Source organism: Acidiphilium sp. 34-64-41 (assembly GCF_002282635.1).
Classification (GTDB): domain Bacteria; phylum Pseudomonadota; class Alphaproteobacteria; order Acetobacterales; family Acetobacteraceae; genus Acidiphilium; species Acidiphilium rubrum.
In genome coordinates this window covers 1-14,343 of the sequence record NZ_NCJX01000065.1, presented here as the reverse complement: position 1 = coordinate 14,343, position 14,343 = coordinate 1, and the positions used below count along the sequence as shown (strand labels likewise).

The window sequence follows — 14,343 nt, the reverse complement described above, 5'->3', positions numbered from 1 at the left end:
ATCAAATCTGCGACCGTCCCGTTTCATGCCGGAATTATATCACCCCCGCAAACATACGACTAGCAAAATGTCGTCTTAATTACCGACCGATGAGTAATGCCGCCCAGGCGGGTGCGCCATTTATTCGGAAGGCCAGATGACCGCGCCAACTGATCTTCTGGCGGTGATGCGGAACTGGCCTCGGCCGATTTATGTGGTGATCGATGGAACGTTGCTGCCCGATGCGCCTGGTCTGACGGCAAAGGCGGATGTGTTTGTGCGCTCTCTATTCATTGAGCATGGCGATCCCGCTACGGTGCAGTCCGGGCCGTGGTTTGCTGCTCTTGATGAGCGGCATCTTGAAAGCCTGATGCTGATTGAGGGGATTGAGACAGCTTCAGTATTCTGGGGTGGTGCGGTTGAGGAGCCGGTAATTTTTCGACATTTGCGGAGCCTCAATCTGTTTGATGTTCCCCGGCCTGTTGATGCGCCGCCTGATCCGTTTGCCGCCGACCCGGAAACGGTTCTGTTCCGGCATTGGGACCCATCGGTGATGGCGCTGGTGTTGCCGGTGCTGGAACCAGCGCAGAGGGCACGGCTGTTTGGCCCGATGGATGCGCTGGCGATTTATGCCCACTCGCTCGATGGCGCGCGCGAAGCCAAACGAAGGGAGACCTGGCCAGAACCAGAGCGCGGGCGCATCCGGTTATCGGTGGCGCAGATGGAGCAGATCACAAAGGCGATGGTCGATCGCTCCCGGAAAACGATAGCGGCATATCTCCGAGATACTGCTTCGGCGCAAACGGTGACCATGGATGACCGGACTCTGTTCGAGTTCATTGAGAGGTCTGAAATAATCGGTCGGAGTTGGGGGCTTGTTACCGAGGCGAGCTTTGGCCGATTTGCTTGGCTGATGCTTGCAACACAGGGAGGAATAGTGACTATGGAGCCGGTGCGCGCTGGCATTGCGGCTGCTGGCATTTCTCCTGACCAAGCCCTTCGGACGTTGATGGACGTGATGGCGGATCAATTACGCCATCAGGATATATTGACATGAGTGGTGTACTTCCAGGAGCCGAGCTCGGCGGAGAAGTTGGTGCCTTTGCTGGCCCTGTCGGTGCTCTTGCAGGCATGGTCATCGGAGGCTTGGTAGGCTTAGGTGCTACGGTTCTTGCTGCGAAAGCGGTCACGAACGCCAATGACAAAGCTGACAAAGGACTAAAAGCGAAGGCAACGCAGCCTACCTCAACATGTTCCGATGCCAAGAACCCGGACCATGGGTACGTACCGGCACCAAACGACCTACCTGCATATCCGGACGCAAAAAAGGCCAAGAGAAAGACACCAAAAAAGGGTGGTGGAAAGCGCAAGAGGTGGAAGGACAAAAGTGGCAAAATCTATGAATGGGACTACCAGCATGGTAAAGTCGAAAAGTATGACCCCAAAGGAAGACATCTTGGAGAGTTTGATCCCGACACTGGTGAACAAACTAAACCTGCCGATCCCAAGCGGCTTGTAGAGCCTTAAGCGAAGAAAGGGTAAAATATGAAAAAATATAAAGATGTTTGGAATTTATCTGGTTTTAATAAAACGACAGAAAATCTGGAACAGGATATTTATATAGAAAATATATCCGACGAATATGTTGAAAAAATAATGAAATTTCAATATTCAGGAGGGGGATATGATGTTTCACTTGAACAACTTAAGGAGTTTTCAAAATACATACCAGATATAGACATTAATTTCGATCTTGATTGGCAGGTTGAGAAAACAAGACTGATAATAAGTCAATAAAAGATTTTAGAAAAATGTGAATTTTAAATCCAAAACTCTCACAAACGCGGAGCATCCCGGGCGCTTTTTTCACGTTTTCTATCAGACGATTAAACCTACAACTCTAGGCACATCCTTCAAAACCACCCCGGTATGGCTTTCTCGGATGAATGCCCGCTAGTTGCCAAAGCGTTCTGCAAACCTGCTGGTCGTCTTCCGGCCAAGTCTCGCCATAAGGCGAGTGTCCGGTAACCGCTTTTCGCGGCCGTAAGCCGACCGGCAGAAAGCCACCCATAGCGGTCATTCTGAGAACGAACCTTGACGAAGTATGGATGATGGATCTCGATATTCATGTCGAGCAACCCGTCAAAACCTCTGTGCAAAAATACTAGACGTGCTCTAATACTTTGTCAGATCTATCGTTACAAAAGAATCTCTCGCCTTATTGGATATACGCTGGTGAACCTTCCTGCGTTGATATTAAGAGTTTTTTGCTACTTTTTTTCAAAAAAGTAGTCTTTCTTTCCTGCTGACGTTGCGCCCCCACCGCTGCCCTTGGCGTGAGCCTGATTTTAAATATAATCGTCGGTAAGGAAACGGGGGAGACCATAATGCATATTTTGATCATTGGCGCGGCCGGGATGTTGGGGCGTAAGTTTGCGGCGCGGGTTGCGGCGGATGGGGTGATTGGGGCGGCGCCGGTGACGCGGTTGACGTTGGTGGATGCGGTGGCGCCGGTGGCGCCGGCGGGGTTTGAGGGTGAGGTGGTGACGCATACGCTCGATTTATCGGTGCCGGGGAGTGCCGAGGTTTGTGTGGCGGGGCGGCCGGATGTTGTGATGCATCTGGCGGCGATTGTTTCGGGCGAGGCGGAGCGGGATTTCGACAAGGGGTATCGGATCAATCTGGACGGCACGCGGTTGTTGTTCGAGGCGATCCGGGCGGAGCATATGCGGTCGCATTATATGCCGCGGGTGGTGTTTTCATCGTCGATCGCGGTGTTTGGGGCGCCGTTTCCCGCGGTGATCGGGGATGAGTTTTTTACCACGCCGCTGACCAGTTATGGGGTGCAGAAGGCGATTGGTGAGTTGTTGCTGACGGATTATTCGCGGCTCGGGTTCATGGACGGGATTGCGATCCGGTTGCCGACGATTTGTATTCGGCCGGGGACGCCGAATGCTGCGGCTTCGGGGTTTTTTTCCAATATTCTGCGCGAGCCGTTGGCGGGCAAGGAGGCGGTGTTGCCGGTGGATGAGGGGGTGCGGCACTGGCATGCCAGCCCGCGGGCGGCGGTTGGGTTTCTGGTGCATGCGGCGACGATGGATCTGGCGCCGTTGGGTTGGCGGCGGACGTTGAGTTTGCCGGGGCTTTCGGCGACGGTGGGTGAGCAGATCGAGGCGTTGCGGCGGGTTGCGGGGGATCGGGCGGTGGGGTTGATCCGGCGGGAGCCTGACGAGACGATTGCGCGGATTGTGGCGGGGTGGCCGACGAGTTTCGAGGCGAAGCGGGCGCGGGCGTTGGGGTTTGAGGCGGAATCGACGTTCGATGAGATTATTCAGGTGCATATCGAGGATGAGATGGGGGGTGTGGTGGCAGTTTAGGGAGGGGAAGAGTCTTCTTTTTTGTGAACAAAAAAGAAGCAAAAAAAACTTTTTTAATTTGGGTCCGTGCCGGTGAAACCGCCCATGCCCCAGAGTCAGAAAGTTTTTTGCTTCTTTTTTTCAAAAAAGAAGTGCTTGCCTTCGGCTTTTTTTGATTTCTTGGGGAGGATACAGGCAAAATGACAACAAAAATCGCATTGGTGACCGGAGCGGGCAGTGGCGTGGGCCGGGCGGCTGCGTTGGCGCTGTTGGCGGATGGGTATTTCGTGGTGCTGACCGGGCGGCGGGCGGATGCGTTGGCTGAGACGATCGGGCTGGCTGCGGCGCCGGAGCGGGCGTTGGCGATTCCGGCGGATGTGACTGATCCGGCTTCGGTTGCGGCGTTGTTCGAGGCGGTCAAATCGCGGTGCGGGCGGCTGGATTTGTTGTTCAACAATGCGGGGAACAATGTGCCGAGCACGAATTTCGGGGATTTGACGTTCGAGCAATGGACTCATGTGGTTTCGGTCAATTTGAACGGGGCGTTTCTGTGCGCCAATGCGGCGTATCGGATGATGCGGGATCAGACGCCGCAGGGCGGGCGGATTATTAATAATGGGTCGATTTCGGCGCATACGCCGCGGCCGGGGTCGGCGCCTTATACCGCGACGAAGCACGCGATCACCGGGTTGACCAAGACGATCGCGTTGGATGGGCGGGCGCATAATATTGCGTGCGGGCAGATCGATATCGGGAATGCGGCGACGCCGATGACGCGGCGGATGGCGAGTGGTGTGCCGCAGGCGGATGGGACGATCAGGCCGGAGCCGACCATGGATGTCGATGTGGTGGGGAGGACGCTGATTTATATGGCGGGGCTGCCGCCGGATGCGAACGCGATGTTTCTGACGGTGATGGCGACGACGATGCCGTTTGCGGGGCGCGGGTAGGGGCGCGCGGGGCTTGATGGGTCGGCGCAGGGTGCGGCGGGCGATTTTGCTTTGCGGCGGGGCGATCCCGGCCTAGGGTGACTCAATCATAGGTTGAGGCTTGCGGTGGGTGCGGCGCTGATCATTGCCGAGCGGTCGGTTGGGGTGGTGGCGCGGGCCAGGGGTGCTGGGCGTGCGGTGCTGGGCGGCTGGCCGGGTCGGGTTCTGGGGGCGGAGCGCGGGCGGCTGTTTTTGTTTCTGCCGGTCGCGATGGGTGGCGGCGTGCTGGTGTATTTCGATCTGACGCGGGAGCCTGCGGTGTGGGTTTCGGGCGGTCTGGTCGCGGCCGCGGCGGGGGTGTTGGCGCTGGTGTGGCGCTGGGCGGTGCCGCGCGGTGTGGCGGTGTTGCTGCTGGCGGCGGCGTTGGGGTTCGGCCGGGCGCAGGTGCAGACGCTGGCGATGCCGAAGCTGCTGGTGGTGCCGCATCATGGCGTGACGATTACGGGGCGCGTGGTCGGGGTGGATTTGTTGCCGACCGGGCGGCGGATCAGGATTGCGCATCCGACGTTGAACGGCGGGGCGGTGCAGGCGCGGGCGGTGCGGGTGAAGTTGCGGCGGGGCGATGATATCGCGGTCGAGGCGGGTGACTCTGTGCGGTTGCGGGCGTTGTTGTATGGGCCGTCGCGGCCGGCTTATCCGGGTGGGTGGAATTTCGGGCGGGATCAGTATTTCGCCGGGCTCGGGGCGGTGGGATTTGCGATTTCGCCGCTCGATGTGACGGCGCGGGCGCCGCCGGGGTGGTTCAGCGCGCTGCGCCAGGTGCGCGAGGCGATCGCGGCGCGGATTTTGCGGGATATGCCGCTCGATACCGGGTCGATCGCGGCGACGTTGCTGACCGGGTTCGAGGATTCGATTCCGCCGGCGGAGCGGCAGGATTTCATTACGGCGGGGTTGGCGCATATTCTGGCGGTGGCGGGGCTGCATATCGGCATCGTGATGGCGACGCTGTATGCGTTGGCGCGGTTCATTGTCGGGTTTTCGGAGTTCGTGCTGCTGCGGGTGCCGGCGAAGATTGTGGCGTCGGTCGTGTCGTTTGTTGGCGGCGTGGTTTATGCGGCGCTGACCGGGTTTCATGTGCCGATCGTGCGCAGCCTGGCGATGGCGGCGCTGGTGCTGGCGGGGATTATCGCGGGGCGGCGGGCGTTGTCGCTGCGGGGCCTGGCGCTGGCGGCGCTCGCCCTGATGATGATCGAGCCGCAGGCGGTGCCGGGGCCGAGTTTCCAGATGAGTTTTTCCGCCGTGCTCGCGTTGATTGCGGGGTATGAGGCGGTCGGGCGGCGGTTTTCGATCGGCGGGGCGTCGCACGGCGCGCGGCTGGGCCGGCATGTCGCGGCGCTGGCGTTTACCTCGTTTCTGGCGGGTGGTGCCTCGATGCCGTTCGCGGCGTATCATTTCCAGCAGATCGAGCCGTATTACGTGCTTGCCAATCTGATCGCGGTGCCGCTGACGGCGCTGGTGGTGCTGCCGCTCGGCATGGCGGCGCTGGTGCTGATGCCGCTGCATCTCGCGCGGTTTGCGCTGGTGCCGATGGGGTGGGGCATCGCGGTGATCCTGCGGGTGGCGCGGCTGGTCGGCGGGTTGCCGCACGCGCTGATCGAGATAAGCCCGAGCCCGGGGTACGCGGTTGCGCTGGTCGCGATCGGGCTCGCGCTGCTCGGGTTGCTGCGGTCGCGCGCGCGCTTCGCCGGGATCGCGCCGATCGCGCTGGGGGTTCTGGCGATGACGCTGGGACGCGCGCCGGATGTGCTGGTGTCGCCGACCGGCAATCTCGCCGGGGTGCGCGATGGCGGCGTGGTGCGGATTGTCGAGGCGGGGCGCGTGGATAAATTCACCCTGGCGCAATGGCGGCCGGTCTGGGCCGGCGATGCCGTGCGGCACGGTGCTGCCGATGATGTGTGCGACAACGGGCGCTGTGCGTTCGCGGCCGGGCGGGTGCTGTACCTCGCGGATCGGGCTGCCGGGGCCGGCGGGTGCGGTTCAGCCGCGGTGGTGATATCGCCCCGGCCCCTGCGCGGCACCTGCCGCCGGCACGGGCGGTTGGTGATCGATCGGTTCAGCGTGTGGCGTAACGGTGCGATGGCGGTCTGGTTCCGACGAAACCGGCTGGTGGTGCGCACCGATCGCACCGTGCAAGGCAACCGCCCCTGGGTTCCGCCGTGGCCACCGCGCTGGCACCATGCCGGGCGGTGGTGAGTTTGAGCGTTGAGGAAGAAAGGCCAGGGGCTCTGCCCCTGGACCCCGTTAAAGGCGGAGCCTTTAAAATCCAATAGTTTTAGGCAAGGGGAGGGCGACCCAGGCCAGATCGACGGAAAATCCGAGGCAGCGCCCTCCCCTTGCCTAAAACTAGCGGGTTCTAAGGGCTCCGCCCTTAGTGGGGGTCGAGGGGGCAAAGCCCCCCGCCTTGCTTCCTCAAGGCTCAAACTCAAGGCCGGCCGGCATCAGCGTCGGAGGTTCGGGGCGCGGTGTCGGGCGGGGGAGGCGGTGGGCGGTTTCGTGGGCGAGGATGTAGCTGCGGGTGGTGGCGTTGGTGTGGTGGCGGGGGCGGGCGGTGGCGAGGCGGGCGGCTTCGGCGATGGCGGCGATGGTGGTGACGAGGCGGCCGGCGAGCAGGCCGCGGGCGAGGTAGAGTGTGGCGCGGGGCAGCATGCCGGCGGTGCCGTGCCAATCGTGTGCGATCAGCAGGCGGTTGCGCACGACGTAGCGCCAGCGGCCGTTTTGCCAGTTGACGCGGGCTTCGGGCGAGACGGCGTGGGTGATGGCGAGGTCGCCGTGGTGTTCGATATGCCAGCCGGCGGCGATGGCGCGGCGGGCGAATTCGTATTCTTCCCAGGCGAAGAACAGGCTGGCGTCGTAGCCGCCGAGGCTGTCGAAGCAGGGGCGTGCAAGCGCGTGGCCGCAGCCGACGAACACGGTGGTGGTGAAGCGGCGGGCGGCGGCGGCGAGCAGGGATTTCGGGTAGCCCCAGCTTGAGGTGTCGAGCGAGGTGCCGTCGCTGGCGAGGATGCGAAAGCCGATGGCGCCGAGGTCGGGCAGGATGGCGAGGCGGGCGGCGGCGCGGGCCACGACATCGGGTGTGGCGAAGGTGGCATCGTTGTCGAGGGCGATGATGGCGCGGCCGTGGCCGAGCGCGGTGGCGAGGTTGCGTCCGCCGGGCACGCCGCGATTTTCCGCGATGGCGTAGAGGGCGGTGTTGGGCAGGGTGGCGACGAGTGTGGCCAGCGCGGTGCGGGTTTCGGGCGGTGAGTTCTGGTCGAGCACGATGACGTGGTGATCGCAGCCGGTCTGGGCGGCGGCCGAGCGGATGGCGGCGATGGTGGCTTCGGTGCGGTGGTGGCTGAGGATGATGACATCGGCCGCGTAGGGTGTGGCGGGCGGTGGGTTGCCGGCGAGGAGGGTTGCGGGTTCAGAAGGCATTGCGGCCCCCGATGACGGCGGGGATGGTGCGCAGCAGGATGGCGAGGTCGAGGCTGGGGGACCAGCGTTCGATATAGTCGAGATCGGCGGCGACGCGGGCGGCGATCATGTCCGGATGGTCGGTCGGGCCGCGCAGGCCGCGCACCTGGGCGAGGCCGGTGAGGCCGGGTTTGACGCGGTGGCGCACGCCGTAGAATTCGAGCGCCTGTTCGAAGGTGAAATCGCCGGCGCTGGTGTGGGGCGCGTGCGGGCGCGGGCCGACCAGGGACATGTCGCCGCGCAGCACGTTGAAGATTTGCGGCAGTTCATCGAGCGAGAGGCGGCGCAGGATGGCGCCGATCGGGGTGATCCGGCGGTCGTCGCGCCGGGCCTGGAGCGGCGCGGATGTCCGTGCGGTGGTCTGCATGGTGCGGAATTTGAAGACGGTGAAGGGCGCGCCATCGAGCCCGATGCGGCGTTGGCGGAACAGGATCGGGCCGGATGGGGCGAGCAGCAGGGCGATCAGGCCCATCAGCGGGCCGAACAGGATGAGCAGGATTATGGCGCCCAGCAGGTCGAAGCCGCGTTTGTAGGCGGCGGCGAGCGGGCGGATCGGGCGGTCGAGCACGGTGACCATGCGCAGGCTCTGGCCTTGGGCGATGCCGCCGGCGCCGATTTCGGCGACGGCGTCGAAGGCGAGGCGCACGCGCACCGGCTGGTCGGCGAGGCTTGCCAGCAGCGCGTCGATCCGGCGGCGGGCGGCGGCATCGTCGGACCGGCGGGTGAAGACCAGGATATCGGTGATGGTGCCGGCGCGGATCATGGCGGCGAAGGTATCGGCCGCGGTGATCACGCGCAGGCCGGCGGATTGCGGCAGGCCCCAGGCGAACAGGTAGCCGAGGTTGCGGCCGGACAGGCGATCGAGCCGGGCGCGCAGGTCGCGGTCGCACGGGCCGGCGATCACGAGGGCGATGCTGCCGCGCGGGGCGGTGCGTTCGGCGCGGCGCCACCAGAGGGCGATGAGGGTGCGGGTGCCGAGGATGAGGCCGGCGGCGAGGGCGAAGGCGGTGGCGGCCCAGGCGATCGAGGCGGCAAGCGGCGGGGTGGCGGGTGCGGTGCGCAGCAAAGCGAGGCGGAGCAGGATGACGACGTGGGCGGCGATCAGCGTGCGCAGGATGGCGGGCGCATGGTCGAGCGGAGCGCGGGCCGGGGCGGGCGCGTAGAGCCCGGCGAACAGCATGAAGCCGATGGTGAACGCGGCGTAGGCGAGCCAGTTGGTGGCACCGGTGGTCAGGGTGGGGGCGGGGCCGATCAGCAGGCCGGCGAGGCGCGGGGCGGCGAGGGCGGCGGTGGCATCGGCCAGGATCAGCAGGCCGACGCCGCTGGCCCAGCCGAGCGCGTGGCGCAGGGGATAAACGTCAGGGTTGTGTGATGCTGCGGAGTCCCGCGTGGTTTTTGGGGCGGCGGTGAGAAAAACATGGGCGTCTTGATGCGGCATGCCGGTCCAGCTCCGCCTCAGGTTCGCGATATGCAACCAGAGGTTTTATGGAGTTAACCGAAAACGAGGCGGCGTGAAAGTAAAAAATTAATTAAAAAGCCAGATGCAGCGCCGGCTGCGACCGCGAGGATGGGATAATGGCGCGGCAGGACGAACAGGGCGAGCAGCAGGGAGTACGCGCCCCGGTTGAGGATGAAGCCGAGCAGATTGACCGCGAGAAACCGCAACCATTGCGTGTGGGCGGCGCGGTGGGTGCGGTCGCTGAAGGTCCATAGCCGGTTGAGCGCCCAGTTGATGCTCGCGACGATGAAATAGGCGACCGCGCCGGCGCCGTAGAGACCGAGGCTGGGGATCAGCGCGTAGACGAAGGCGACATCGAGGCAGAAGCCGAGGGCACCGACCAGGCCGAAGCGCAGGAACTCGCCGCCGGCGGCGCGATGGCGCGCGGGCAGGCGGGCGGTGAGGAAGGCGATGGGGGACGGGAGGGATGCCACGCGCGCTCGATACCAGCCCGGCGCGCCGGCGGAAAGGCTTCGGGCGGTTGGTGCGATGGTTCGAGCGGGCGGAAAATGAGCGTGGAGATTGATGGGCAATAAAAAACTATGCTGACATTGTTTCAAAAAGCGGTTCAGGCGGCTTTGCGGCGTCGGACCGCTCTTGACCAAACCGATTCCGCGCCATCATCATGCGACGATCAGCCAGGAGGAACCAATGGCCCAAATCAATCTCACGGTGAACGGCAAGGCAGCGCATGCCGAGGTCGAGTCACGGACGCTGCTCGTCGAGTTGCTGCGCGACCAGCTGCATCTGACCGGCACCCATGTCGGCTGCGACACCAGCCAGTGCGGCGCGTGCGTGGTGTCGGTGGATGGCAAATCGGTGAAATCATGCACCATGCTCGCGGTTCAGGCCGAGGGCGCACAGGTTATCACGATCGAAGGGCTCGCGGCGGCCGATGGCACGCTGCACCCGATGCAGGAAATGTTCCGCGAGCATCATGGCCTGCAGTGCGGCTTCTGCACGCCGGGCATGGTGATGAGCGGGATCGATCTGGTCGAGAGCCATCCGGATGGTCTGACCGAGCAGCAGATCCGCGAGGGTCTGGAGGGCAATATTTGCCGCTGCACCGGCTATCATAATATCGTCAAGGCGATCGCGGCGGCGTGGCCGTTGATGCATGAGAAGCAAATGCCGCAAGCCGCCGAATAAAAGAGCGGCTGGGTGCTGCCGCGCCGGTATCGTTCGGCGCGGGTTCGATAAAACGGGAGAGTATCCATGAATGACATGTCAAATCCGGTGATCATCAAGGGTGGCATCGGGGATTCGCCGAAGCGCACCGAGGATCACCGGTTTCTATCCGGCAAGGGCCGCTATACCGACGATATCAATCGTCCGGGTCAGGCCTATGCGTATTTCAAACGCTCGGATGTGGCGCATGGCGTGATCAAATCGATCGATACCACGGCGGCCGCTGCGATGGCCGGCGTGGTTGCGATCTATACCGGCGAGGATATCGCCAAGGCGGGCATCGGCGGCGTGCCGTGCGGCTGGCAGTTGCACAGCAAGGACGGCTCGCCGATGGTCGAGCCGCCGCACCCGATTCTGGCGCAGGGCAAGGTGCGCTACGTGGGCGATGCGATCGCGATGGTGATTGCCGAGACCACCGAGCAGGCGAAGGATGCCGCCGAAGCGCTGGTGATCGACATCGAAACATTGCCGGCGGTCTCCGAGATGCGGGCGGCGACCGCGCCGGGGGCTGCGCTGGTGCATGATGCGGCGGCGGGTAACGTTTGTTTCGATTGGCACATCGGCGACAAGGCGGCGGTGGATGCGGCGTTCGCGACCGCGTTCAAAATTGCCAAGATCGATGTGGTGAACAACCGGCTGATCCCGAACCCGATGGAGCCGCGCGCCGCGATCGGGGATTTTGATCAATCATCGGGCGAGCACACGCTGTATACCACGAGTCAGAATCCGCATGTGATCCGGCTGTTGATGGGGGCGTTCGTGCTGCAGATCCCCGAGCATAAATTGCGGGTGGTGGCACCCGATGTCGGCGGCGGGTTCGGCGCCAAGATTTTCCACTACATCGAGGAAGCGGCGGTCACCTGGGCGGCGGCGAAGCTCAACCGGCCGGTGAAATGGACCTGCGAGCGCGGCGAGGCGTTTATCACGGATGCGCATGGGCGCGACCATATCACCCATGCCGAGTTGGCCTTGGCCGAGGATGGCAAGTTCCTCGGGCTGCGGGTGAACACGATGGCGAATATGGGGGCGTATTTGTCGACCTTCGCGCCCTCCGTGCCGACCTATTTGTCGGCGACGCTGCTGGCCGGGGTTTACACCACGCCCGCGATTTATGGTGAGGTGAAGGCGATTTTCACCAATACCGTGCCGGTTGATGCATATCGTGGTGCGGGGCGGCCGGAGACGACGTTTTTGCTGGAGCGGCTGGTCGATGTCGCGGCGAAGGAAATGGGGATGGACCGGGTGGCGATCCGCCGGCGGAACTTCATCCCGATCGATGCCTATCCGTACCAGACGCCGGTTGCGCTGATGTATGACAGCGGCAATCATGAAGCGACGCTGGCGCGCTGCATGGAAATCGCGGACTGGAACGGGTTCGAGGCGCGGCGGGCGGCGGCGGCGCAGCGGGGCAAGCTGCGCGGCATCGGCATGTCGACCTACCTCGAAGCGTGCGGCATCGCGCCTTCGGCGGTGGCGGGCGCGCTCGGGGCGCGGGCTGGGCTGTATGAGGTGGCGAATGTGCGGGTGCACCCGACCGGATCGGTCACGGTGTTCACCGGCACGCACAGCCATGGCCAGGGGCATGAAACCACGTTCGCGCAGCTGGTGGCGGACCAGTTGGGCGTGCCGTTCGAAAGCGTCGAGGTGGTGCATGGCGATACCGCCAAAATCCCGTTCGGCATGGGCACCTACGGCAGCCGGTCGCTCGCGGTTGGTGGTTCGGCGATGGTCAAGGCGATGGACAAGATTATCGCCAAGGGCAAGAAGATCGCGGCGCATCTGATGGAGGCGGCGGTCGACGACATCGAGTTCAAGGACGGCAAATTCACCGTCACCGGCACCGACAAATCGAAAAGCTTCGCCGAGATCGCGATCACGGCCTATGTTCCGCACAACTACCCGATCGAGGAGGTCGAGCCCGGGCTCGACGAGACCGCGTTCTATGATCCGAAGAACTTCACCTTTCCGGGCGGCTGCCATATTTGCGAGGTCGAGATCGACCCCGATACCGGTGTGGTGCAGCTGATCGGGTTTACCGCGGTGGATGATATCGGGCGGGTGATCAATCCGATGATCGTGCATGGCCAGGTGCATGGCGGCGTGACCCAGGGGATTGGGCAGGCGCTGCTGGAACATGCGATCTATGACGAGACCGGCCAGCTGCTGTCGGGTTCGTTGATGGATTATACCATGCCGCGAGCGGACAATATCGTGAATATCCATGTCGGCACCGAATCGACCATGTGCACGCATAATCCGCTGGGCGCCAAGGGAGTCGGCGAGGTCGGCGCCATCGGCAGTCCGCCGGCGGTGATCAATGCGGTGGTCGATGCGTTGCGCGATTATGGGGTTACCCATGTCGATATGCCGGCGACGGCGCAGAAGATATGGTCGATCATCAATGCGGGCATCAATGCGGGCGCGCCGCCCATGGCCGCCGAGTAAAGGAGACAGAGCGATGTATGATTTTGAATATCACAAGCCGGGCGCGATCGACGATGCCGTCAAGGCGCTCGGCGCCGATGCGGAGGCGAAGGCGCTGGCGGGCGGCATGACGTTCATTCCCGTGCTCAAGCAGCGCCTGGCGAAGCCGAGTGCGGTGGTCGATCTGGCGGGTCTTGGCCTGACCGGCATCCGGCGCGAGGGCAATGCGCTGGTGATCAAGGCGATGACGACGCATCGTGAAGTGGCGATGTCATCCGAGGTGGCGAGCGCGATTCCGGCGCTGGCCGCACTTGCCAGCAACATCGGTGATCGGCAGGTGCGGTATCGTGGCACGATCGGCGGGTCGCTCGCCAATAACGACCCTTCGGCGTGCTATCCGTCGGCGGTGCTGGCGCTGGGGGCGACGATCGTGACGAGCAAGCGCCGCATTGCGGCGGCGGATTATTTCCAGGGCATGTTCACCACGGCGCTGGAGCCCGACGAGTTGATCACTGAAGTGTCGTTCCCGATTCCGGAAAAGGCGGCTTATGCCAAATTCCCGAACCCGGCCTCGCGCTATGCCATGGTGGGGGTGTTCGTTGCCAAGACCGCCGCGGGCGCGCGGGTTGCGGTGACGGGTGCGGGCAATGACGGCGTGTTCCGCCACGCGGCGATGGAGGCGGCGCTCGATCAATCCTTCACCGCCGATGCGCTGAAGGATGTGACGACGCCGGAGAGCCTGATGAACGGCGATATCCATGCCGGGACGGCGTATCGGGCGCATCTGGTAGGCGTGATGGCACGGCGGGCGGTGATGGCTTGTAAGTGAAGGCAAGCGGTTCTTTTTTGAAAAAAAGAACCAAAAAACTTTCCGTCCTTGAGTCCGTGCCGGTATCGCCAGCACGGACCAAACGAATAAAAGTTTTTGGTTCTTTTTTCAAAAAGAACTTCTTTTTTCCTTCCGCCCCACACCCATGACCCTCGCGGACGTAATGGCCGCAATGAACGACCGCAGAGCGATCAGCGGCGAGATCCTGCGGTCGATCGATTGGGGTGACGCCGTCTGTGAGGATGCGCATTTCATCGACTGCCAGTTTCCGGATACCGATTTCGGTGCGGCCGATTTTACCGGCGCGCGGTTCGAGCGGTGCCAGTTTGCCCGCTGCGGTTTCGCCCGGACGGTGCTGCGCGATGCTGGCTTCGAGGAATGCCGGTTCACCGTGCCGGGCGATCCGCCGGTCGGGTCGCGGTTTGCGTTCGCGGATTTGCGCAATGCGCGGTTCCGGCGGTGCGATTTATCCTTCGCGAGCTTCGAGCGTAGCGATCTGCATGCGATCGAGATGCATGGTTGCAATTTGTGCGTATTCCGTTGATCGCGATCATCCATTCCGGTCGATCGCGATCACTGATTCCGGTGATCGCGATCATGATGTTCACCATGCCTGAGGCTGGCGTG

At 63.1% G+C, this 14,343-nt stretch carries 14 protein-coding genes; 11 read left to right on the top strand and 3 right to left on the bottom strand.

What is annotated here, in order from left to right; genetic code table 11:
* Positions 1 to 136 precede the first annotated feature (136 nt).
* The 7 genes from B7X49_RS13165 to B7X49_RS13135 all read left to right on the top strand — a co-directional run bounded on the left by B7X49_RS13165 (position 137) and on the right by B7X49_RS13135 (position 6,517).
* On the top strand, positions 137 to 1,036 hold the full coding sequence (locus tag B7X49_RS13165; RefSeq protein WP_286704685.1) for a DUF4123 domain-containing protein: 900 nt from the start codon (positions 137 to 139) through the stop codon (positions 1,034 to 1,036).
* A complete protein-coding gene (locus tag B7X49_RS13160) occupies positions 1,033 to 1,506 on the top strand; it encodes a colicin E3/pyocin S6 family cytotoxin (RefSeq protein ID WP_286704686.1) in 474 nt (157 codons plus the stop codon). Before B7X49_RS13165 ends, B7X49_RS13160 begins: the two co-directional genes overlap by 4 nt.
* 18 nt (positions 1,507 to 1,524) lie before the next feature.
* Positions 1,525 to 1,776 (top strand): hypothetical protein, encoded by a 252-nt coding sequence (locus B7X49_RS13155; RefSeq protein ID WP_286704687.1) that lies wholly within the window; start codon positions 1,525 to 1,527, stop codon positions 1,774 to 1,776.
* 590 nt (positions 1,777 to 2,366) lie between these two features.
* Positions 2,367 to 3,356: a D-erythronate dehydrogenase gene (denD, locus tag B7X49_RS13150; RefSeq protein WP_286704688.1), complete on the top strand. Its 990-nt coding sequence runs from the start codon at positions 2,367 to 2,369 to the stop codon at positions 3,354 to 3,356.
* Between the two features lie 23 nt (positions 3,357 to 3,379).
* Positions 3,380 to 3,511: a hypothetical protein gene (locus B7X49_RS13145; protein WP_286704689.1), complete on the top strand. Its 132-nt coding sequence runs from the start codon at positions 3,380 to 3,382 to the stop codon at positions 3,509 to 3,511.
* Positions 3,512 to 3,535: 24 nt separating this feature from the next.
* On the top strand, positions 3,536 to 4,285 hold the full coding sequence (locus B7X49_RS13140; RefSeq protein ID WP_286704690.1) for an SDR family oxidoreductase: 750 nt from the start codon (positions 3,536 to 3,538) through the stop codon (positions 4,283 to 4,285).
* Positions 4,286 to 4,378: 93 nt separating this feature from the next.
* On the top strand, positions 4,379 to 6,517 hold the full coding sequence (locus B7X49_RS13135) for a ComEC/Rec2 family competence protein (protein WP_286704691.1): 2,139 nt from the start codon (positions 4,379 to 4,381) through the stop codon (positions 6,515 to 6,517).
* Positions 6,518 to 6,733: 216 nt separating this feature from the next.
* On the opposite strand, the gene B7X49_RS13130 is transcribed toward B7X49_RS13135, so the two are convergent.
* From B7X49_RS13130 to B7X49_RS13120, 3 genes are read right to left on the bottom strand one after another with little or no spacing between them, the layout of a single operon-like run.
* Entirely contained in the window at positions 6,734 to 7,738 is a 1,005-nt protein-coding gene (locus B7X49_RS13130) for a glycosyltransferase family 2 protein (protein WP_286704692.1), read from the bottom strand.
* Complete coding sequence (locus tag B7X49_RS13125) at positions 7,728 to 9,215, bottom strand: exopolysaccharide biosynthesis polyprenyl glycosylphosphotransferase (protein WP_286704693.1); 1,488 nt, start codon at positions 9,213 to 9,215, stop codon at positions 7,728 to 7,730. The genes B7X49_RS13130 and B7X49_RS13125 overlap by 11 nt, the downstream gene beginning before the upstream one ends.
* 53 nt (positions 9,216 to 9,268) lie before the next feature.
* Entirely contained in the window at positions 9,269 to 9,709 is a 441-nt protein-coding gene (locus B7X49_RS13120) for a GtrA family protein (RefSeq protein ID WP_029312772.1), read from the bottom strand.
* Positions 9,710 to 9,926: 217 nt separating this feature from the next.
* On the opposite strand from B7X49_RS13120, the gene B7X49_RS13115 reads away from it, so the two are divergent.
* From B7X49_RS13115 to B7X49_RS13100, 4 genes are all read left to right on the top strand, one after another.
* Positions 9,927 to 10,424 carry a (2Fe-2S)-binding protein gene (locus B7X49_RS13115; RefSeq protein ID WP_286704694.1) on the top strand — a complete coding sequence of 166 codons (498 nt, stop codon included), beginning with the start codon at positions 9,927 to 9,929 and terminating at the stop codon, positions 10,422 to 10,424.
* Positions 10,425 to 10,490: 66 nt separating this feature from the next.
* Positions 10,491 to 12,908 carry a xanthine dehydrogenase family protein molybdopterin-binding subunit gene (locus B7X49_RS13110; RefSeq protein WP_286704695.1) on the top strand — a complete coding sequence of 806 codons (2,418 nt, stop codon included), beginning with the start codon at positions 10,491 to 10,493 and terminating at the stop codon, positions 12,906 to 12,908.
* A 13-nt stretch (positions 12,909 to 12,921) separates the two neighbouring features.
* Positions 12,922 to 13,716 (top strand): xanthine dehydrogenase family protein subunit M, encoded by a 795-nt coding sequence (locus tag B7X49_RS13105; protein ID WP_286704696.1) that lies wholly within the window; start codon positions 12,922 to 12,924, stop codon positions 13,714 to 13,716.
* A 172-nt stretch (positions 13,717 to 13,888) separates the two neighbouring features.
* Positions 13,889 to 14,260, top strand: coding sequence for a pentapeptide repeat-containing protein (locus tag B7X49_RS13100; protein ID WP_286839703.1), 372 nt, complete (start codon positions 13,889 to 13,891; stop codon positions 14,258 to 14,260).
* The last annotated feature ends 83 nt before the right edge of the window (positions 14,261 to 14,343 follow it).